The 19838-nt window shown below is 65.5% G+C and carries 16 protein-coding genes and 1 tRNA gene; 7 read left to right on the plus strand and 10 right to left on the minus strand.

The window, feature by feature from the left end; genetic code table 11:
- Positions 1-98: 98 nt before the first annotated feature.
- From ACP156_RS08080 to ACP156_RS08095, 4 genes are all read right to left on the minus strand, one after another.
- Positions 99-2066: a DUF3604 domain-containing protein gene (locus tag ACP156_RS08080; RefSeq protein WP_425050760.1), complete on the minus strand. Its 1968-nt coding sequence runs from the start codon at positions 2064-2066 to the stop codon at positions 99-101.
- A gap of 204 nt (positions 2067-2270) precedes the next feature.
- Positions 2271-4235 carry a DUF3604 domain-containing protein gene (locus ACP156_RS08085; RefSeq protein ID WP_425050761.1) on the minus strand — a complete coding sequence of 655 codons (1965 nt, stop codon included), beginning with the start codon at positions 4233-4235 and terminating at the stop codon, positions 2271-2273.
- Between the two features lie 216 nt (positions 4236-4451).
- Positions 4452-5063: a HupE/UreJ family protein gene (locus ACP156_RS08090; protein WP_425050762.1), complete on the minus strand. Its 612-nt coding sequence runs from the start codon at positions 5061-5063 to the stop codon at positions 4452-4454.
- A complete protein-coding gene (locus ACP156_RS08095) occupies positions 5060-5656 on the minus strand; it encodes a HupE/UreJ family protein (protein WP_425050763.1) in 597 nt (198 codons plus the stop codon). Before ACP156_RS08095 ends, ACP156_RS08090 begins: the two co-directional genes overlap by 4 nt.
- A 345-nt stretch (positions 5657-6001) precedes the next feature.
- Here ACP156_RS08095 and grxB point away from each other — a divergent pair, with 345 nt between their 5' ends.
- Entirely contained in the window at positions 6002-6640 is a 639-nt protein-coding gene (gene grxB, locus ACP156_RS08100) for a glutaredoxin 2 (RefSeq protein ID WP_425050764.1), read from the plus strand.
- A gap of 15 nt (positions 6641-6655) precedes the next feature.
- On the opposite strand, the gene ACP156_RS08105 is transcribed toward grxB, so the two are convergent.
- The gene (locus ACP156_RS08105) at positions 6656-7756 is read right to left on the minus strand and encodes a mandelate racemase/muconate lactonizing enzyme family protein (protein ID WP_425050765.1); all 1101 of its coding nucleotides are present in this window, start codon (positions 7754-7756) and stop codon (positions 6656-6658) included.
- Positions 7757-7949: 193 nt separating this feature from the next.
- Here ACP156_RS08105 and ACP156_RS08110 point away from each other — a divergent pair, with 193 nt between their 5' ends.
- The 3 genes from ACP156_RS08110 to ACP156_RS08120 all read left to right on the plus strand — a co-directional run bounded on the left by ACP156_RS08110 (position 7950) and on the right by ACP156_RS08120 (position 12195).
- Positions 7950-9653: a GMC family oxidoreductase gene (locus tag ACP156_RS08110; protein ID WP_425050766.1), complete on the plus strand. Its 1704-nt coding sequence runs from the start codon at positions 7950-7952 to the stop codon at positions 9651-9653.
- A 234-nt stretch (positions 9654-9887) separates the two neighbouring features.
- Complete coding sequence (locus ACP156_RS08115; protein ID WP_425050767.1) at positions 9888-11114, plus strand: aromatic ring-hydroxylating oxygenase subunit alpha; 1227 nt, start codon at positions 9888-9890, stop codon at positions 11112-11114.
- 4 nt (positions 11115-11118) lie between these two features.
- Complete coding sequence (locus ACP156_RS08120; protein WP_425050768.1) at positions 11119-12195, plus strand: 2Fe-2S iron-sulfur cluster-binding protein; 1077 nt, start codon at positions 11119-11121, stop codon at positions 12193-12195.
- Between the two features lie 13 nt (positions 12196-12208).
- Here ACP156_RS08120 and ACP156_RS08125 read toward each other — a convergent pair whose 3' ends face one another.
- The 3 genes from ACP156_RS08125 to ACP156_RS08135 form a co-directional block, all read right to left on the minus strand.
- On the minus strand, positions 12209-13000 hold the full coding sequence (locus ACP156_RS08125) for an endonuclease/exonuclease/phosphatase family protein (protein WP_425050834.1): 792 nt from the start codon (positions 12998-13000) through the stop codon (positions 12209-12211).
- A 167-nt stretch (positions 13001-13167) separates the two neighbouring features.
- Positions 13168-13254 (minus strand) — tRNA-Leu (locus ACP156_RS08130).
- 153 nt (positions 13255-13407) lie between these two features.
- Positions 13408-14712 carry a peptidoglycan-binding domain-containing protein gene (locus ACP156_RS08135; protein ID WP_425050769.1) on the minus strand — a complete coding sequence of 435 codons (1305 nt, stop codon included), beginning with the start codon at positions 14710-14712 and terminating at the stop codon, positions 13408-13410.
- A 136-nt stretch (positions 14713-14848) separates the two neighbouring features.
- On the opposite strand from ACP156_RS08135, the gene lipB reads away from it, so the two are divergent.
- Complete coding sequence (lipB, locus tag ACP156_RS08140; RefSeq protein ID WP_425050770.1) at positions 14849-15499, plus strand: lipoyl(octanoyl) transferase LipB; 651 nt, start codon at positions 14849-14851, stop codon at positions 15497-15499.
- Positions 15500-15813: 314 nt separating this feature from the next.
- Here the strand turns inward: lipB and ACP156_RS08145 are convergent, their stop codons facing one another.
- The gene (locus tag ACP156_RS08145; RefSeq protein WP_425050771.1) at positions 15814-16617 is read right to left on the minus strand and encodes a methyltransferase domain-containing protein; all 804 of its coding nucleotides are present in this window, start codon (positions 16615-16617) and stop codon (positions 15814-15816) included.
- A gap of 169 nt (positions 16618-16786) precedes the next feature.
- On the opposite strand from ACP156_RS08145, the gene ACP156_RS08150 reads away from it, so the two are divergent.
- Positions 16787-17083 (plus strand): putative quinol monooxygenase, encoded by a 297-nt coding sequence (locus ACP156_RS08150; protein WP_425050772.1) that lies wholly within the window; start codon positions 16787-16789, stop codon positions 17081-17083.
- A gap of 22 nt (positions 17084-17105) precedes the next feature.
- On the opposite strand, the gene ACP156_RS08155 is transcribed toward ACP156_RS08150, so the two are convergent.
- Entirely contained in the window at positions 17106-17672 is a 567-nt protein-coding gene (locus ACP156_RS08155; protein ID WP_425050773.1) for a C-type lectin domain-containing protein, read from the minus strand.
- Positions 17673-18049: 377 nt separating this feature from the next.
- Here ACP156_RS08155 and ACP156_RS08160 point away from each other — a divergent pair, with 377 nt between their 5' ends.
- Positions 18050-19723 (plus strand): cytochrome c oxidase subunit I, encoded by a 1674-nt coding sequence (locus ACP156_RS08160; protein ID WP_425050774.1) that lies wholly within the window; start codon positions 18050-18052, stop codon positions 19721-19723.
- Positions 19724-19838: the final 115 nt, after the last annotated feature.

Below are 19838 nucleotides of genomic sequence, written 5' to 3' on the forward strand. Positions count from 1 at the left end.
TCGCGCCAGAGAACCAAGTGCTGTGCCGGGGATCGACATCATCGTCCTTACGGGTTTCGGTCTCATCCGGACGGACGCGCCGCCCGGATGACACGGGATCATTCGGCCGGCGTGTACCAGATCGGCGAGGTGTAGGCGCGTTCCTGATGGATCATCGGCACCTCGTCCGGCATCTGGGCGCCAAGCCGGACCACGTCATAGGCCGTCCAGCGCGGCGTGGGGATTTCCAGCACGCGGGCATAGTAGAACGCGGGCCGCGACGGATCGAAGTCGGGATCGGTCCAGGCCGTGATCAGTTCGCCCGCCCCGATCGAGTTGGTCCAGGTCGCTTCGTCCAGATCGACGGTCGACCCGATCGGCGGCAGCTTTCCGTCGGCATCGGGCTCGCGATCTCCGGCCCAGACGACATCGTAGACCATTTCGTGCGTCTCACCGGCGTCGTCCATCCAGCCTTTGACGATCTGGATGCGGTCGAGGTTCGCGCCGATGCTGTCCTTCAGCGCGCCGACAAGGAAGGTCGGAGCGGTCGCGCCGTCCGGTGCGGGGCGCAGGTCGCCCCCCATCGGCACACCGCGCGCATAGCCCGCTTCCGCCGGCTGACGCGACGTGGTGTCCGCCTCGTTGAAGTCCCAGCCGCCGAAGAAGCGCACCGTGATCCGCGGCCCGGTGGTGCCGTAGACCTCCTTGCGCTCCATTGCATCGAAGATGGCTTCCCGCGTGTTCTCGGACGCCCAAACGGCGGCATAGCCCGACGCGGTGGTTTCCCAGCCGAGGATGGCCAGTTCACCGATGGCGCCAACGACATGTTTCCAGCGCTCGGCATCGGGCTCCACACCCGAGTGCTTGCCGAAGTAGTTGTCCTCTTCCCCCGTCGACAGGGCGGTGTGCGAGTCCGTCGAGCCCACCATGCCGAACTTGTAGGGGTTCACGCCGAATTCTTCTGCGATCGTAAGGCCGTTCTTCAGCGCCTCGCGGGCGTATTCGTACTGAAGCATCGACTCCTGCTTCGGGATCCCGGCCATGTTGCCGATATCCCATGTCTCGTAATCCGCGAATTCGTCATCCGGCGACAGCATGGGGTGCGTTTCGCCGTCGCCCTTCATCTGGGTGACCTCGTACAGCGGTTCCCACTTGAAGCGCCGTGCGAAATAGTCGCCGCCCAAGGGTTCGCCCGTGGCGGGGTTGGTCTCGACCGGGAACATCAGGCCGTTCGACAGGTTGCCGTTATGCGCCAGCGCCAGAACGTCGCCGCCGGTCTTTTCCTCGTAGGTTTCCATCCACGTCCAAAGGTCTTCCGGATTGGTGCTTCCCAGCGTGTCGAGCGGCAGCATCTGACGCGCATAGGTCCCGTCGTCGCGGAAGATGACGTTCCGGTGCAGGTTGTTCCCGGCTTCGGTCGAGGTCCATTCATACCCGATCAGCGCCGTGAACACGCCGGGTTCGTTGTATTCCTCGGCGATCTCGATGACCTCGTTCCAGACCGACTTGGCCAGCTTCGGGTCGACGAAGGCGGGCGGGATCGTGCCGTCCGACATCGCGTTGGTGATTTCGAGCACCGACGTGACCGCCTCGGGCCCGCCGCCTTTCACGCGGTGGTACCAGTCAAGGATCTGGGGGTCGGCCAGCATCTCGGGATTGCCCGCAAGCATTTCGGTCATGCTGCCCATCGCGTCGGAATGCTCGGTTACCGCCAGCCAGTCGAGCGGCCGCGACAGCTTGGCCGGAACGCCGTGGGACGCGATGACTTCCTCGCCGCGGGCAAACCGGTAGGCGTCGCGCGGCATGAGCGTCGCACTGTAGGCCGGCGCATCATAGGACAGCGCGGTGTGCATGTGCGAGTCGCCCCAAAGCGGCCGGATCGGATAGGACAGACCGGCATAGGGCGAATAGTTGCGCGCGGGATTGCTGTCGAAGTCATCCTCGGTGAGATACATCTCGCCGACCATGCCGCCCTCGGGGACGTCCTGTGCCTGCAGCGCCGTGGCGAGAATTGCGCCGGCGGCAAGTCCAAGAGTCGTCGTGGCAAGCAGATGTCGGCGTTGCAAAGCGATGGATGAAGGTTTCATTGCAATCCTCCGGTCTGGAAATGTCGAGCCCGTAAAGCGTATCGCGTTAAGCTTACCCGCCAAAGATGCATCTTGGATGCCTATTTGGCATACCGACGGGCATCAGAGGCAAGCAAGACAGGCGTCCCGTGAGACGGCGACGCCTGCCCGGCGGATCTTGCGACCTTTTGACCGACCGCCCGCAGACGGGCGAGCCGGCCTGTGTCACTCTGGCGGCGTGTACCAGATCGGCGAGGTGTAGGCGCGTTCCTGATGGAAGCGCGGGATGCCTTCCGGGGTCATGTCCGCGCCCAGCCGCGCCTCGTCATAAGCCTGCCAGGTGGGTGTCGGGATTTCGAGCACGCGGGCGTAGTACACGGCGGGCACCGACGGATCGAAGTCCGGGTCGGTCCAGACGGTGCGCAGTTCCGGCGCGCCGATGGTGTTCGTCCATGTCGCGTTTTCAACATCGACCGTGTTGCCGACTTCGGTCGTGGCACGCCCGTCCTCGCCGATCTCGCGGCCGTCGGACACGGCGACGTCGAAGATCCGCTCGTGGCGCTCGCCTTCCGCATCGACCCAGCCCTTCACGATCTGGATGCGGTCGAGGTTGCCGGACCATGCGTCCTTCAGCGCCCCGACCATGAAGACCGGCGCCGTCGCACCTTCGGGCGCGGGCTCGAGATCGCCGCCCATCGGCACGCCCTTGGCATAGCCGATATCGATCACGTCGGGACGATAGGCGTCATCCTCGGCATAATCCCAGCCGCCGAAGAACCGGACCGCGATGCGGGTGCCGGTGGTCGCATAGACCTCTTTGCGCTTCATCGCGTCGAAGATCGCCTCGCGCGTGTTCTCGGTGGCCCATACCCCGGCAAGGCCCGAGGCCAGCACGTCGTATTCGAACGTCGACAGGGCTTCGTCCCCGCCGAACGCCTGGATCACGTAGCTTTTCCAGCGGTCCGGGCTGGGCTCGCCGGTGTCCATCTTGCCGAAGAAGTTCTCGTCCCGCGTCGTCGACAGCGCGGTGTGGCTGTCCGACGATCCGATCATGCCCATCTTGAACGGGTTGACCCCCAGCTTCATGAACTGCTGAAGGCCGATTTGCAGCGCGGTCCGGGTGTATTCGAAGGGCAGCATCTCGGGCGTCTTCGGAATGATGCCGCCGATGTCCGCCTTGTCCCACGTGCCGTAGTCGGCGAATTCGTCGTTTGGCGAAAGGAACGGGTGCGCCTCGCTGTCGCCCTTGATCTGGGTGGTCTCGACCAGCGGCTCCCACCGCATCCGCATCGCGGCATACTCCGCGTCGATCGGTTCGCCGTTCATCCGCTCCAGCGCGAACATCTTGCCGTTCGACACGTTGCCATTGTGCGGGATCGCCAGAACCTCGCCGCCGGTTAGGTTCTCGTAGTTCTGCATGTAGTCCCACAGCAGTTCCACGTCCTGACCGTCGAACAGCGAGAACGGCAGCACCTGCGACACGCGGTCGGCGCCGTCGCGGAAGATCACGACGCGGTGCAGGTTGCCGGGGTCGACGAGCGTGCCGCTGAGCGTCCACTCGAAGCCCAGCATCGCGGTAAACACGCCGGGTTCGTTGTATTCCTCGGCGATCTCGATCTGGCGGTCCCACGTGTTGCGCTGGATGCGCGGGTCATCGATCACGTCGATGAACTGCGTCATGCCCTCGCGGCCCCACAGATCATAGGCGGCATAACCGTTGCCTTCCTGGATCAGGTCGTAGAAGCGGCGGCCGTACTCGTTCTCCAGAAGCTCGGCATTGCCCTCGGCCAGCAGAAGCGGCACCCCGAGGTTCTCGGCATGGTCGGCGACCACAAGGAAATCGAGCGGGCGGACAAGTTGCGCGCGCTGGCCGGTGTTGCTGGTCACCAGTTCGCCGCGCGCGAAGCGATAGGCGTCTTCCGGTCCCAGCACGGTGCCGAACATGCCGGCATCCATCGAGAACGTGGTGTGAAGATGCGTATCGCCCCACAGAAGGCTGTCGGCAAAGCCGCCGCCTCGCGTGTTGCGCCCGGCATAGGGGGAATAGTCTTTCTGGATGCCGGCCACGTCTTCTTCGGAGGGTCTGAGTTGGGCCTGACCCGAGGTGGCGACGGCCATGCCCAGCACAAGTCCGGTGGCCGTGGTGGCAAGCAGACGCCGACCGATTAACGCAAAGCCTGAATTCTTCATGGCAATCCCCCTGGCTGGAAATGTCGAATTTCGCTTAAACGTATCGCGTTAAGCTTACTCCCCAAAGATGCATTTGAAATGACTCATTCGCGAGCTCCGAGCACGAGACACGCAGGAATTGCAGGCGTCGCGTCGGGGCGCAGCGTTCGCCTTTGAAGTTGTGCGACCATTTGCCCAAGCGGAGAAAGCCCGGCGGATCGCCCTCGCTTCGGCCCGTCAGGCCGGCAGACGGGCGGCGGCAACAAGCAGCGCAAACATCACCAGCGAGATTGCCGCAAGCCACGCTGCGGCCACACGAAGCGCAACGGCGAACCCTTTGGCAGGGAAACGCTGACGCAGGTAAAAGCTAAGCCCGAACAGGTAGAACGGCCCCAGTGCAGCCCCGAGAAACGCACCTGCCTGCGTGATGATCCAGTCCCGCGTCGGGCCCGGATCGGGCACCGACACCACGCCCAGCCCCCAGCCTGCCGCCGCGGCGACGACGCAGATCAGTGGCAACAGCCGCCCCGGCAACAGGGCCGCCAACGCACACGCCGCGAAGGCTGTGGCGAACAGCACCGGATCGTAGGGTTTCGGACCGCCGCCGAACAGCAGCCCGGCGATCAGCGCCGCTCCGTAGAAGGCGAAAGCCACGCGGGCGCGTTTCGGGTCCAGCCAGCCCAGCAGAAGACCAAGCCCCATGACCACCAGCGCCTGCGCCGGGGTGGACAGGGGGTGAACCAGACCGGTGTAGAACCCCTCGATCCCCGGAACGGGGGAATGCGCGCAGGCCGGCGCGGGCAGGATCGCAATCGCGAGCCCGCCGACCCGCCGCGCGGACAGGATCATACGGCGCCGGTCAGGAAACCTACGCCCGCCAGCGAGATCAGCGCTCCGGCGCCGCGCACAGCGACCCGCCCGGCGGGCCATTTCACCAGCAACCCGAAGGCGATCCCGATCAGGTGCAGCAAGCCCGTCGCGATCACGAAGCCCACCGCGAAGGCGAAGGCGTTCGCCGTGGCCGGAAGCTCTGTGCCATGTGCGTAGCCGTGGAAGATCGCGAAGGCGCCAACCAGCACGGCCGAGACCCAAAGCGGCGGCCGCGCGGCAAGAACGATCATCAGCCCCAGCACGACCGCCGACAGCGCGATACCGGTCTCGATCGCCGGAAGCGGAATGCCAAGGATTCCCATCACGGCACCCAGGGCCATCACGATGGGAAAGACGACCGGCAGCAACCAGATCGCCGGCGCTCCGAGGAATGCGCCCCACAGGCCGACCGCCACCATCGCGGCCACGTGGTCCCAGCCAAGGATCGGGTGCGTGAACCCGCTGACGAAGCCGCCGCCATAGCCTTCGCCCGTGTGGGCCAGCGCAGGCAGGCCGAGGCAGGACAGGACCACAGCCACAGAGAACAGGGCGATCAGGGTGCGAGAATACATCGGGGGCTCCTCCGGTATCGACTGCTGCCGGAAGAAACCCCGCGCCGCCAATGATTTGTTTCATGACCGGCAAACCGGTCGGGCACTGCAACTGAACGTGCTTCGCCGGAGTATTGCGTGTCCGACCCGGCCGAGGTCAAGCGAAAGGCGCGAAGGTGCGGCGAAGCGGTCGGATGGCCCGGTTCCGCCCGAACCGCCCAAGGATTGCCGGACCACACAGCGCGATGCCCGCTAAATCAGCTTACCCCCGGCATCGGTCGCCGTCCCGGCAAATCGAGTCGCCGCCGGGGTTCCAACCCGTACGCCGCCGCGATAGCCGTGGGGCCAAACCCACCGGAGACCGCAATGAAGCTATACGTCTACGACCATTGTCCCTTCTGCGTCCGCGCCCGGATGCCGCTTGGCCTGAAGGGGATCGACGCGGAAACCGTGTTTCTGCCGAACCACGACGAAGAAACGCCGATCTCGATGATCGGGGCCAAGATGTTGCCGATCCTCGAAGATGCCGACGGCCACATGGGCGAAAGCCTTGATATCGTCCACAAGCTCGATGGGCTGGCCGGCCCCCGCCTGTTCGGCGAAGACCCGACCCCCGCCATCGCTGACTGGCTGCGACAGGCCAACAGCGCGATCAACACGCTGGTCATCCCGCGCACGCCCGACCCCGTCTACCCCGAGTTCCGCGACCCCGAGGCGGTCGCCTATTTCACCGCCAAGAAAGAAGCCACCTTCGGCGACTTCGATGAACTGCGCGCAATGACCGAGGCCACCATCGCAGAGGTCGAGGCCGCGCTGGAGCGTCTTGTGCCGCATCTGCCGGACCCCGAAGGCGCGTCGATCGACGATATCCTTCTGTTCCCGGTCCTGCGCGGGCTGACCATCGTGCCCGGTCTGACCATGCCGGACGCCGTCGCGGCCTACACGCACCGCATGGCGGACCGGACGGGCCTGCCGCTTGTCGCGGAACTGCGCAAGGCGGCCTGACCCGGCGGGCCCGCGTCAGACCTCGCTGACCTGATAGCTTGCGCGGGCCAGCCAGTCCGGAGAGACCTCGACGCCCCAGCCGGGCGCGTCGGTGACCGTCGCGAAGCCGTCTTCGATCCGGTAGGGATCGGTGGTGAACAGGCCCTCCTGCCACGGATAGTAGTCGCGCCCCTCGATGGAGAATTCGAGGTACTTGCCCGCGTTCGGGATCGCGCGCAGCAGGTGCATGGTGAACAGCGTCACCAGCGACAGGTTCGCGGCGTGGGGCGTCACCGGCAGTCCCGCCTCGGCCGCCATCCGCGTCACCCGCAGCGTGCGGGAAATGCCGCCGATATAGCAGATATCGGGCTGCACGATGTCGACCACCCGGTCGCGGATCATCAGTCGCCAGTTCGCCATCATGCAGTCCTGCTCGCCGCCCGCCACGTCGATTTCCAGCGCGTCGGTCACCTGCTTGGTCTGGTCGAACTCCCAATAAGGGCACGGTTCCTCAAAGTGGGAAATGCCGTTGTCCGCCAGCAGCTTGCCCACCTCGATGGCGCGGTCGGGGGAGTAGCACGAGTTGCCGTCGACCAGCAGCGCCACGTCACCGCCCAGCCGCTTGCGGACAAGCGGCACGATCTCTTCGGTGCGGCCCGGCCACTCGTCGCGGTTGCGTCCGACCTCCATGCCGACGCGGAACTTGAACGCGTCGAAGCCATGGGCGTCGCGCAGGCGGGCGAAGCGGTCGGCCTCGTCCGCGGGCGTGATGTCGCGTTTCATCGAAGAGGCATAGGCCCGCACCCGGCCCGGCGCACCGCCGATCAGTTCGCAGACCGGCTTGCCCTCGCGCTTGCCGCGCATGTCCCAAAGCGCGGTGTCCACCCCGCCCATCGCTCGGCGCAGGTAGGCGCCCGGGAACTTGTGCTCGCGGTCGCGGACGGTGTCCATCATCTCGTCGATGTCGCCCGTGTCCATCCCAAGCGCGAAGGGCGCGACCTGACGGTGCAGCACCTGCGCGGTGATGTCGGCGTTATACGGCGCGACCTGCCCCCAGCCCTGCGCGCCGTCCTCGGCGGTGGCGCGGACGAAGCACACGAATTCATTGGTGAAAGTCTCAAGCCGCGTCAGTTTCATCGTCGCCCGTCCCGTCGTTCCTGTCTGCGCGAAGATGTAGATAACTTGGACGTGGGAGTATATCCATTTCCGGCGTCCGACCGGCCTGTTCAGCGCTGACACAACAATGCCTCTCGCAACCGGACCATTCCCCGGTTAGCGTCGCCGGTCAGAGCCCGCACCTCGGCGGGCGCGCAGGCAGACAGGTGCGGCAATGTCCGAGTACGACTTCATCATCGTGGGCGCCGGCTCGGCGGGGTGTGTGCTGGCGAACCGGCTATCAGAGGACGGGCGCTATTCCGTGCTTCTGCTGGAAGCGGGCGGAAGCGATCTGAATTTCTGGATCTGGATGCCCATCGGCTATGGCAAGACCTTCTACCGCAAGTCGGTCAACTGGATGTACCACACCGAGCCCGAGCCGAACCTTGACGGCCGCATCAGCTATTGGCCGCGCGGCAAGGTGATGGGCGGGTCCAGCTCGATCAACGCGATGGTCTACATTCGTGGCCAGCAGGAGGATTTCGAGGACTGGAAGGCGATGGGCAATCCCGGCTGGGGCTGGGACGACGTGCTGCCGTTCTTCCGCAAGTCCGAGACGAACGACCGTGGCGCGACCGAGGTGCGGGGCGGCGACGGGCCCGTCCACGTGGCGACGATGGACCGCTATCTGCACCCGATGTGCGAGGACTTTCTGCGCGCGGGCGAGGAACTGCAGTTTGCCCGCAACCCGGATTTCAACGGTCCGTCGCAGGAAGGCGTCGGCACCTACCAGAACACCGCGAAGGACGGCATGCGCATGTCGGCGGCGCGCGCCTATGTCCGGCCCGCCCGCAAGCGTCCCAACCTTAGGGTCGTCACCCGCGCGATGACCACGAAGATCCTGTTCGACGGATCGCGCGCGACCGGCGTGCGCTATGTCCGCAAGGGCGCAGAGCACGACGTGCGCGCGCGGCGCGAGGTGATCCTGTCCGCGGGCGCAATCAACTCGCCGCAGTTGTTGCAGCTGTCCGGTGTCGGGCCGGGCGCATTGCTTCGGTCGCACGGTATCGAGGTGGTCCACGCCGCCGAGGGTGTAGGCCGGAACCTTCAGGACCATCTGGCGATCGACTATCTGTTCCGCTCGAAGGTACCGACGCTGAACCAGCAGCTTCGCCCGTGGCACGGCAAGCTGCGGCACGGGCTGCACTATGTCCTGACCCGGCGCGGAATCCTGTCGCTGGGTGTCAATCAGGCGGGCGGCTTCGTGCGCAGCCGGCCCGGTCTGTCGAAGCCCAACATGCAACTGTTCTTCTCTCCGGTCAGCTATACCAAGGCGGTGCCGGGCAAGCGGGCGCTGATGAGCCCGGACCCCTTCCCCGGCTTTCTCATGGGCGCGCAGCCGACCCGACCCACCAGCCGCGGACATCTCGAGATCCGGTCGCCCGACCCGATGGCGCCCCCCGCGATCCATCCGAACTACCTTGGCACCGATCTCGACGTGCAAGAGATGCTCGAGGCCTCGCAGATCATGCGCCGCCTTGCCGAAACGCCCGCGCTGTCGCGGCTGATCGAGGCGGAACTGCTGCCCGGGCCGCAGGTGCAAAGCGACGACGAGATGATCGCCGACATCCGCGCCCGCGCCGGCACCGTGTTTCACCCGGTCTCGACCTGCCGGATGGGACCGGACCCGGTGCGGGACGTGGTCGATGCGCGGCTGAGGGTCTACGGGATCGACGGGCTGCGCGTGGCGGATGCCTCGATCTTCCCGACAGTCACCTCGGGCAACACCAACGCCCCCGCGATCATGGTGGGCGAAAAGGCGTCGCAAATGATTCTCGACGACCATCGCCCCGGTGGGTCGAACAAAGGGCCGACCCGTTCCGCCGACGGTCAGTCCGTGCCCGAAACGCCTGTTTCCGCGCCGTTCCAGACCGCCTGAACCGCGCTTTCAGCGCCTGCCGTAGCGCCGTTTCCGGCGCATGTCCGTTCCGTATCCGGTTCTGTCGTTTTCAAGCGAAATGTCGCGACACGACGCTGCTAGGACGAACCCGAGTCAGGGCGCAGCCCGCCCTGCCGGAGTCACAACCACGGGCGTTGGCCAGAGCGTGCGACCACGCGTCCCCCGCCCGCCGAACCAAGGGCCGCACGGCACGCGGCCGCGGAGATTGGCAGAATGCAGGACACGCTTCGCGACCTGCTGGCCCGGCGCAAGCCCGGTCACGCTCTGGAACAGCCGTTCTACACCGACCCCAACCTGTTCCAGGCGGACATGGAGACGATCTTTTACCGCGACTGGCTGTACGCGATCCCGGCCTGCGAGCTGGAGAAGTCCGGCAGCTATGTCACGCACCGCGTGGGCGCCTACGGCGTGATCCTCGTGCGTGGCGCGGATGGCGAGATCCGGGCGTTCCACAACACCTGCCGCCACCGCGGCTCGGTCCTGTGCAAGTCGGCGAAGGGCAACTCGCCCAAGCTGGTCTGCCCCTATCACCAGTGGACCTATGAACTTGACGGCCGCCTGCTGTGGGCGCGTGACATGGGACCGGAGTTCGACGCCTCGGCCCATGGGCTGAAACCGGTCGCCTGCCGCGTGCTGGCCGGGCTGGTCTACATCTGCCTGTCCGACAACCCGCCCGACTTCGACGCCTTCGCCGCGCTGGTGCAGCCCTACCTTGCGCCGCACGACCTGACGGACGCGAAGGTCGCCTACAGCTCGTCGATCATCGAGAACGGCAACTGGAAGCTGGTCTGGGAGAACAACCGCGAGTGCTATCACTGCGGCGGCAACCACCCTGCCCTGTGCCGTACCTACCCGGACGATCCGGACGTGTCGGGCATCGGCGACGGCCCGCCGCCCGCCCATATCGCCGCCCACTTCAAGAAGCTGGAAGACGCGGGCATCCCGGCGTCCTTCCACCTTGCCGAAGACGGCCAGTACCGCGTGGCCCGCATGCCCCTGAAGCCCGGCGTGAAAAGCTACACCATGGACGGCGGCACGGCGGTCGCGAAAAAGCTGGGCCGCGTGCCCTTCGACGACGCGGGCACCCTGCTGAAGTTCCACTATCCGACGACGTGGAACCACTTCCTGCCCGACCACTCGATCACCTTCCGCGTGACGCCGGTGTCGCCGACCGAGACCGAGGTGCGCACCACTTGGCTGGTCCACAAGGACGCGGTCGAGGGCCGTGACTATGACCTGAAGCGCCTGACCGAGGTCTGGGTCGCCACCAATGACGAGGACCGGCAGGTGGTCGAGGACAACCAGCAGGGCATCAATTCGCCCGCCTACGAGCCCGGCCCCTACTCTGCCATTCAGGAATCCGGCGTGATCCAGTTCGTCGACTGGTACTGCGCCACCATGGCGGCGCGGCTTGACCCCGTCGCGCTGGCCGCGGAGTGATCTGATGAACCAGCTTGCCCGAGTTTCCGCCGCCGCGATCTGGAAGGACAGCGAGATGCTGGAATGCACCTCGGTCCTGCCCGAGGTGCCCAACACCCGCACCTTCACCTTCCAGTCGCCCTCGGGCGCGCTGTTCGACTTCCTGCCGGGCCAGTTCCTGACGCTGGAACTGCCGGTTCCGGGCGGCCCGGTCTGGCGCACATTCACCATCTCCTCCTCGCCGTCGCGGCCGATGTCGCTGACGGTCACGGTGAAGGCGCAACCCGGCAGCATCGGCGCTCGCTGGATGATCGACCACCTCGAACCCGGCATGCGGATCAAGGCAATGGGTCCGGCCGGCCTGTTCAGCTACATGAACCACGAGGCGCCGAAATACCTGTTCATCTCGGCCGGTTCGGGCATCACGCCGCTGATGTCGATGACGACTTACCTGTACGACGCCGGCGCCGAGCCCGACATCGTGTTCATCAACTGCGCCAAGCGCCCGTCCGAGATCATCTTCCGCGAGCGGCTGGAGCACATGGCAAGCCGTCTGCCCGGCATCGACCTGCGCTGGGTGATCGAGGAACCCGACCGCTATCGTCCGTGGACCGGCTATCAGGGCATGTTCAACCAGCTGATGCTGGGCCTGATGGCCCCCGATTATCTGGATCGCGAGGTGTTCTGCTGCGGCCCCGAGCCATTCATGCAGGCCGTCCGCGACGCGCTGGCGGGCCTCGGCTTCGACATGGACCGCTACCATCAAGAGAGCTTTCAGGCCCCGGTCGAAACAGCGGATCAGGAAGCGCCCTTCGACGACGTCGTGCCGGAAGAGGACGCTATGGCCGAGGTGGTCTTCGCCGCGTCCGGCGTCACCGCACAGGTCCCCGAGACCGAGACCATCCTGGGCGCCGCGCGCGCCAATGGTCTCAACATCCCGTCGGGCTGCACCTTCGGGATCTGTGGCACCTGCAAGACCCGCAAGATCTCGGGCGAGGTCCACATGGTCCACAACGGCGGCATCTCCGAGGACGACATCGCCGAGGGATACATCCTCGCCTGTTGTTCGCATCCCATCGGGAAGGTCGAGGTGGAGATCTGACGGGCCGTCCGGCCTACAGGTCCAGCACCAGCGGACAGTGATCCGAGACCTCCGGGTCGCGGATCACGTCGAAACCGCGCAGGTCCCGCTCGCGGTTCACAAGCATATAGTCCGCGAACCGTCCCGGCTTCGTGTAGTGCGACGTGCGGGTCGTCTCAAAGCCGCGCCCGGTCACCAGCTCGGACAGACCGGCTTCGGCAAGGATGGCCAGCGTCTCGCTTCCCGGCTCGACGTTGAAGTCGCCGCAGACAACAACCGTGTCTTCGGGCCCGGACACCTGCCGTGACAGGTCGAGCAGCCGGCGGGCCTGCACCGCGCGTTCCGGCGTGTCCATCTTGCCGCGCAGATCGCGCAGCCCGTGCATATGCGTCACGCTGACGGTCCGGCCCGCGCCATGGTCGTACAGCCTCACCCCGTGTGCGCTGCGGGAACGCGGGTGCGCGCCGAAACCATCGGGCGCGTAATCCTTGTGAACGAAGCCCTGCGCCTGACCGATCACCGGCAGCGCGCGATGCACGAAGGTCGCCAGTCCCCATTGCGACGGGATCGACCGGTCCGCGTCCCACAACTCGCCCTGCGCGGCCGGGCAGAACACCGCCACGTGATCGGGAAGCGCCCGCGACACATCGCGGAACAGGTTGGCCCGCTGCGGAAGGACGTGATCGCCGTCGCGATAGGTCAGCCAGTCCTTGTCCGACGCGGGGCTGTGCGTGACTTCCTGAAGGCAAAGAACATCGGGGGCGGACGCGGCAAGATAGGGCAACAGCACTTCGTGCAGCTTTCCACCCCAGCTGTTCAGACACATGATCTTCACGGCAATGCCCCCTCGCCTTCCCGTGGCCGACTATCGAAGCTTCCAAGCGGAACGGCAAGCTCGCCCCGCCGCGCCGGTCGGTGTCGGCGCCAAGCCCATGGCAAACACCGATCCCCGGCCCCGAAGGGGCGGTATTCCATTCACCTGTCCGGAAAATTTGGTGCGGTCGAGAAGACTCGAACTTCCACGGGAGTTACCCCACAGCGACCTCAACGCTGCGCGTCTACCAATTCCGCCACGACCGCACTCTGAATTGGTGGCGGGGGTTTAACCGAGGCTTCGGGCGATGTGAAGAGCGATTTTGCACCCGTACGACAAAAAGCGACGCGTGCCGTAAAGGCATGAAAAAGCCCGGGCCGCGCGGGGCGGTCCGGGCCATTCCGTCACCGATCAGACGATCAGTTGCCCGTGTTGACCACCGGCAGTTTGCCTTTCGACGAGGTGTTCTTCGCCGCCGAGGACGGAGCGCCACCGTTCAGGCGATAGACCGCCTCGTTCACCAGCGCGCCGCGCACGCCGTCGGCAGAGCCGAACACCGGGGTCGCGCCCGCGTCCAGCTCGTCGGTGGTCCAGACCAGCCAGTCAACGCCACGGTCCTGATTCTCGGACACGCCGAAGCCGTGGTACAGGTGGTGACCCATCAGCTCGCCATAGGCGGCCTCGTCCAGCGCGACCAGCACCAGGGCCGAGCCGAGCGCGACGGTCAGGTCATCCTTCTTATAGCCAACGCCCAGGCAGATCTGCGCGGTCGAGGCCAGCTGGCTGCGGTCGGTGCCGCTGTCGGTGATGAACTGGTCCACCGCGGCGACGACGTCGGCGCGGTCCTTGCCGGGCAGCATCGACACATAGCTTTGCACCACCGGACCCAGCGCCTCGCACTGTGCCTCGATGTCGGCCATGGTCACACCCTGGACGCCGCTTGCCAGCGCGGCCGAGGCGTCGATCGCTTCGGCGCGGGCGCCGCAGAACGCCTGGTTCAGCGCGGGAACCGGATCGGTCATCCCCGCCAGCGTGATGCGCGGGCCGGTGACGTCAGAGCCCGAGCAGAAGTCGGCGAGGTTGCCCTTGCCGGTCGGCACCGGGATCAGCGGCAGGCCCATCGGCTTGTCGTTGCTGGCCACTTCCGGCGTGGCGGTTTCCGGCACCGTGACGGTCCCGAGGTCGGTGTCCATCGTCGCCACCGTGGGCGTGCTGGAGGTCGACCCGGACCCGGCAGGCGGGCCAAGCACAAGGTTGCGCTGCGACACCAGCAGGGCGCGGCTGCCCATCGGATCGGTGCTGATCAGCTGGGTGACGTCGTAGCCGCCGGCCTGACCACGGTTGTAGGCCGAAATCAGGATGTCATGCTCGACCGCGGTCAGCTTGCCGGTCTGCGGGAAGTTGAGGAACGCCTGATAGGCGCGCACGGCGGCCGCGGTACGGGCGCCGAAGACGCCGTCGGCGTAACCCGCGTTGAACGAGAAGTAGTTCAGCGCGTTCTGGGTGACGCGATTCGCCGCGCGCTGCGGGCTGTCGGGCCGAACCACCACGGTGGTGCGCTTCGGCGGTTTGTTCTTGTTGGCTTCGTTCACCGCGATGCCGGTGATGACACCGCCCACGATGGCGCCAAGGATCGCGTCCCCGGCATCGGCTGCCGCACGCTGTGCCGGGCTGGCGAGCGTTGCAGCAATGGCAGCCACTGCAATCAGTTTTCTTATCAACATTCGGACCCCTCCTGGGACTTAAATCAACTCGGATACCCTCGTGTACCACATTACTGTCGCCGGAGCAGCCGTTTCGGTGCAATACCGAAATACCCGACCTCTGGACTTTGTCCGTTTTTTCAGGTGAATGCGCGCCATGGTAGAATGGATCACCTCTGACGGTCCCATTGGGTACGAGGACGCTGTTTCCGTTATGGAAACACGTGCCGCCGCAATCGCCGCCGGCGAGGCGGACGAGCTGATCTGGCTGGTGGAACATCCGCCGCTCTACACCGCCGGAACCTCGGCCAAGCCCTCTGACCTGACCGACCCCGACCGGTTTCCGGTGTACGACACCCGCCGTGGCGGCCAGTACACCTATCACGGGCCGGGACAGCGGGTCGTGTATGTCATGCTCGACGTCGGCCGCCGCGGCCACGACGTGCGCCGCTTCGTGCAGCAACTCGAGGAATGGGTGATCGCCACGCTCGACCGCTTCAACGTGAAGGGCGAGATCCGTGAGGGCCGCGTCGGCGTCTGGGTCGCCCGGCCCGAAAAGCCCGCCCTGCCCGACGGCGCCCCCCGCGAGGACAAGATCGCCGCCATCGGCATCCGCCTGCGGAAATGGATCAGCTTCCACGGCATCTCGATCAACGTCGAGCCGGACCTGTCCCACTTCGACGGCATCGTCCCCTGCGGCATCACCGGCCACGGCGTCACCAGCCTCGTCGACCTCGGCCTGCCGGTCACGATGGACGACCTGGACGTCGCGCTGAAGATGACGTTCGACGAGGTGTTTGGGGAGTAACTTCCCCAGCGTCACCGAAGCCCCCGTCAGGTCCGGAATTCCAGACCGTATGGAATCCGTTAATTTTAATGAAACCTTTAGGCGATTTATAACGTTGTCAGGATGAACAGCAGGAGAGATTTCCAATGAACGCTCAAATGCTCTTTCTGACGATGGTCGGGCTTGGCATGGCTCTCATCGTTCCGATCGCCGCGGTGGCCGGCTAACGCCACTTATGCCAACGGGGGCTGCCCTAGCCCCCTGTCCCTGTCCCTTGACTGACGCCCCGGCCTTTGGCCGCGGGCGTTTTTTTTGGGGGGGGCTGCTAAGCGCTGTCAGGCGCGCGGTTTCATCGCATGCAGCGTGACGAAGGGCTGGTGGCCGAACAGGGTGCCCTCTTCCGCGCGCCGGTCGTGCTCCGCCAGCAGCGCATCCAGCAGGCCGGGCCCGATCAGTCCGGTCTCGACCATCTTGCGGCCGCCCATGGCGACCCAATTCCGCGCTCCGGTGCCCGAGGTGATTGTCCGGCTGGTCAGTGAGAAGCGCTCGACCGTCAAGCCAGCCGCCATCACAAGCGGGCGGAGACGCGCCGTCAGATATTTGTCGGTCACGAAGTGTTCGGCGAAGTATTGGGCGCAAGCCTGCATCGGATCGGCAAATCCGTTTCCCAGCGACATCTTCTCGAAATCCGCGTCGCAGACAACGAGACGCCCGCCGGGTTTCAGGACGCGGGCCGCCTCGGACAGCAGACGCGCCGGATCGGGGACGTGGCTTAGGACCGTGTGCATCACCACGTTGTCTACGGACCCGTCGCCGAACCGAAGCGCGGCGCCGTCACCTGTTTCAAACGACAGGCCCGGGACCGGGGCGCCCTTCTTCGCGGCGGCGATCAGCCCCTCGGAGGGATCGATGCCAATGACCCCTCCTCCCTTCGCGCGTGCCGCGATCTGGCGCGAGATGTCACCGGACCCCGCCCCGATCTCGATATGCACACCGCCATCCGGGAAATCGAGCGCGGCAAGGTAGTCGTCCACGATTCCGGCCATGACCGGTTCGTGGGCGCGGTTGTAGAGGACCGACACGACCGTTTCGACAAAGTCGCTGCCGTGGGCATCCACGTTCTGAAAAGGGTCCGCCATTCTCGCACGCTCCATTCGGGCACTCGGTGCATCGACCCTTGGGTATCATCGCAGCCCCCGCCGTGACAAATTCCGGCGTCCACACCACCTGTCCGGGTGAAGGTGTGTTATCCTAAGTGTGCGAAGGCAGCGACGCAGGCAGAGACCGCTTATCCGAAAGGACGGTCCCATGATCATGCGCAAATTTCAGGTCCGAACCCGCCCCGGCAAAGAGGCAGAGTTCGCCACGTTCTTCCACGACACCGCCATCCCGCTGATGAAAGCCACCGACGGGATCGTCGAGGTTCTGCCCGGCGCGCCACGACCCGAAACCCCGCGCGAGTTCAGCTTCGTTATGGTCTGGCGCGACCTCGACGCGCTGAAGGCCTTCGTGGGCGAGGACTATGCCAGCCCGCACATCGACCCGGCAGAAGCCGAACTGGTCGAGAAACGGACGATCCGGCACTACGAACTGGCCGAGGCCTGACCGCCCTTAGGCCCACCCTCGATCAGGCCCGCCGCGTCCCGGCCCCGCGCAGAAGGCCGAAAAGACCCAGCGCGGACAGCAACAGGCCCATTCCGGCGGGAAGCGGCACCGTCTCGACGACATAGGCGCGTTTCTCGGCATAGCTCGGGCCAATGTCGTTCCATTTGCCCGCCCGGTTCATTTCGAGGAAGAACTCGCCACCCGGAACGATGTCGTTCGGTTCGCCAAGCGCCCAGTTCGTGTAGCCCCATGCTTCGCCGTCGACCCAACTCCAGCCCGCGTCCGGCGCGGGCGCAAGCGGGTGCTGGATACCGCCCAGCCATGTCGCATCCGCCGCGGTCGACAGCAGCAGGCCCTGAACAAAGGCGTTCTCGGCGGCAGAGGTGATGCTGGCAAGCGCCGATTTTGGCGAAAAGGCCCTGGCCGCGAGATAGGCGTCGTGCCAGGTGATCCCCGTCACCTCGATGATATCGTAGCGATGCTTGTTGCCCGACCACGTCACCGTGGTCGCCTCTGCGTCGCGCGGACCGGCCAGCAGCGCCGCCGCACCAAGCGCCAGGATTGCAGCCGGTTTGGTAAACAGTCTCATCAGGAATTCCCCCCTCATCAAAACGCACCGATCGCCCCCTCGCCCGGCGAAGACCCCTGTGCCTCAGGTGAAATATCCGACGCTGCGCGGGGGATGACCCGTTTCGTGACGCCGGAGCGGGCGCACGGTGATTCCCTTCGCCGCCGAAAAACAGGACTGCGCGGGCCTTGCCCGGCCCGCTTCCCCTAACGGCATCGTGAGAACGGCGCCTCTTCGCCGCCAGTGTGCGACATTCAGGCCCGGTCACATTGACACAGATCAAATTTCGGGCGTTGCCGAGCGAGGGCCCGCCGACTAGAAACACATTCAATCGACGCGATCCGGGGTGACTCGGGTCGTGCTGGCAATAACTAACAATCGGAACCCAGGAGGCACGCATGGCCGACGCCGCCATCCAAGGCCACGGACACGAGGACAACCGCTCGTTCTTCGTCCGCTGGTTCATGTCGACGAACCACAAGGACATCGGCATCCTCTATCTCTTCACCGCGGCGGCCCTCGGCTTCGTCTCGGTCCTCTTCACCGTGTTCATGCGTATCGAGCTGATGAACCCGGGCGTACAGCACATGTGCATGGAAGGGGCGCGGATCTTCGCGAACGCATCCGAGACCTGTACGCCGAACGGCCACCTGTGGAACGTGATGATCACGGGCCACGGCATCCTGATGATGTTCTTCGTGGTCATTCCCGCCCTGTTCGGCGGTTTCGGCAACTATTTCATGCCGCTGCAGATCGGCGCGCCGGACATGGCGTTCCCGCGGATGAACAACCTCAGCTACTGGCTGTTCACCGCCGGTGCGGCGCTGGCCGTGCTGTCGGTGTGGTCGCCGGGCGGCAACGACCAGATGGGTTCGGGTATCGGCTGGGTTCTCTATCCGCCGCTGTCGACCACCGAAGGCGGCTATTCGACCGACCTCGCGATCTTCGCGGTCCACCTGTCGGGCGCCTCGTCGATCCTTGGCGCGATCAACATGATCACCACCTTCCTGAACATGCGCGCCCCCGGCATGACCCTGTTCAAGGTGCCGCTTTTCGCCTGGTCGATCTTCGTCACCGCGTGGCTGATCCTGCTGGCCCTGCCGGTTCTGGCCGGCGCCATCACCATGCTGCTGACCGACCGGAACTTCGGAACCACCTTCTTCTCGCCCGCGGGCGGCGGTGACCCGGTTCTGTACCAGCACATCCTGTGGTTCTTCGGCCACCCGGAAGTGTACATCGTGATCGTGCCCGCCTTCGGCATCATCAGCCACGTGGTCGCCACCTTCTCGCGCAAGCCCGTCTTCGGCTACCTGCCGATGGTCTGGGCGATGATCGCGATCGGCGCGCTGGGCTTCGTCGTCTGGGCGCACCACATGTACACGGTGGGCATGTCGCTGACGCAGCAGTCCTACTTCATGCTGGCGACGATGGTCATCGCGGTGCCCACCGGCATCAAGATCTTCTCGTGGATCGCGACGATGTGGGGCGGCTCGATCGAGTTCAAGACGCCGATGCTCTTCGCCTTCGGCTTCATCTTCCTGTTCACCCTGGGTGGCGTCACCGGCATCGTCCTGTCGCAGGCCCCGGTCGACCGCGCCTACCACGACACCTACTACGTGGTTGCGCACTTCCACTACGTGATGTCGATCGGCGCCGTGTTCGGGATCTTCGCCGGGGTGTACTACTACATCGGCAAGATGTCGGGCCGTCAGTACCCGGAATGGGCGGGCAAGCTGCACTTCTGGCTGATGTTCATCGGCGCGAACGTGACGTTCTTCCCGCAGCACTTCCTGGGCCGTCAGGGCATGCCGCGCCGTTACATCGACTACCCGGAGGCGTTTGCCTACTGGAACAAGATCTCGTCGCTGGGCGCCTTCCTGTCCTTCGCCTCGTTCGTGTTCTTCATCGGAATCGTGTTCTACACCCTGTACCGCGGCAAGCGCGTCTCCGAGGCGAACTACTGGAACGAGCATGCGGATACGCTGGAATGGACCCTGCCCAGCCCGCCGCCGGAACACACGTTCGAAACGCTGCCCAAGCAGTCCGAATGGGACAAGGGCCACGCGCACTGATCCGGCCAGATCGGCCAACCGGAAGGGCCTCGCGAAAGCGGGGCCCTTTTCATTTGGGACAACGCTTGCGGCCGAGGTCCCGCATGCCGGCTGCGGCCAAAGGCAGCCAACCGGC

The organism is Psychromarinibacter sp. S121 (genome assembly GCF_049801035.1).
Lineage (GTDB): Bacteria > Pseudomonadota > Alphaproteobacteria > Rhodobacterales > Rhodobacteraceae > Psychromarinibacter.

What these genes read in the sequence shown, in the direction of transcription:
- ACP156_RS08080 (WP_425050760.1), bottom strand. Translation starts at nt 2,066, where the DNA reads ATGAAACCTTCATCCATCGCTTTGCAACGCCGACATCTGCTTGCCACG.
- ACP156_RS08085 (WP_425050761.1), bottom strand. Translation starts at nt 4,235, where the DNA reads ATGAAGAATTCAGGCTTTGCGTTAATCGGTCGGCGTCTGCTTGCCACC.
- ACP156_RS08090 (WP_425050762.1), bottom strand. Translation starts at nt 5,063, where the DNA reads ATGATCCTGTCCGCGCGGCGGGTCGGCGGGCTCGCGATTGCGATCCTG.
- ACP156_RS08095 (WP_425050763.1), bottom strand. Translation starts at nt 5,656, where the DNA reads ATGTATTCTCGCACCCTGATCGCCCTGTTCTCTGTGGCTGTGGTCCTG.
- grxB (WP_425050764.1), top strand. Translation starts at nt 6,002, where the DNA reads ATGAAGCTATACGTCTACGACCATTGTCCCTTCTGCGTCCGCGCCCGG.
- ACP156_RS08105 (WP_425050765.1), bottom strand. Translation starts at nt 7,756, where the DNA reads ATGAAACTGACGCGGCTTGAGACTTTCACCAATGAATTCGTGTGCTTC.
- ACP156_RS08110 (WP_425050766.1), top strand. Translation starts at nt 7,950, where the DNA reads ATGTCCGAGTACGACTTCATCATCGTGGGCGCCGGCTCGGCGGGGTGT.
- ACP156_RS08115 (WP_425050767.1), top strand. Translation starts at nt 9,888, where the DNA reads ATGCAGGACACGCTTCGCGACCTGCTGGCCCGGCGCAAGCCCGGTCAC.
- ACP156_RS08120 (WP_425050768.1), top strand. Translation starts at nt 11,119, where the DNA reads ATGAACCAGCTTGCCCGAGTTTCCGCCGCCGCGATCTGGAAGGACAGC.
- ACP156_RS08125 (WP_425050834.1), bottom strand. Translation starts at nt 13,000, where the DNA reads ATGTGTCTGAACAGCTGGGGTGGAAAGCTGCACGAAGTGCTGTTGCCC.
- ACP156_RS08135 (WP_425050769.1), bottom strand. Translation starts at nt 14,712, where the DNA reads ATGTTGATAAGAAAACTGATTGCAGTGGCTGCCATTGCTGCAACGCTC.
- lipB (WP_425050770.1), top strand. Translation starts at nt 14,849, where the DNA reads ATGGTAGAATGGATCACCTCTGACGGTCCCATTGGGTACGAGGACGCT.
- ACP156_RS08145 (WP_425050771.1), bottom strand. Translation starts at nt 16,617, where the DNA reads ATGGCGGACCCTTTTCAGAACGTGGATGCCCACGGCAGCGACTTTGTC.
- ACP156_RS08150 (WP_425050772.1), top strand. Translation starts at nt 16,787, where the DNA reads ATGATCATGCGCAAATTTCAGGTCCGAACCCGCCCCGGCAAAGAGGCA.
- ACP156_RS08155 (WP_425050773.1), bottom strand. Translation starts at nt 17,672, where the DNA reads ATGAGACTGTTTACCAAACCGGCTGCAATCCTGGCGCTTGGTGCGGCG.
- ACP156_RS08160 (WP_425050774.1), top strand. Translation starts at nt 18,050, where the DNA reads ATGGCCGACGCCGCCATCCAAGGCCACGGACACGAGGACAACCGCTCG.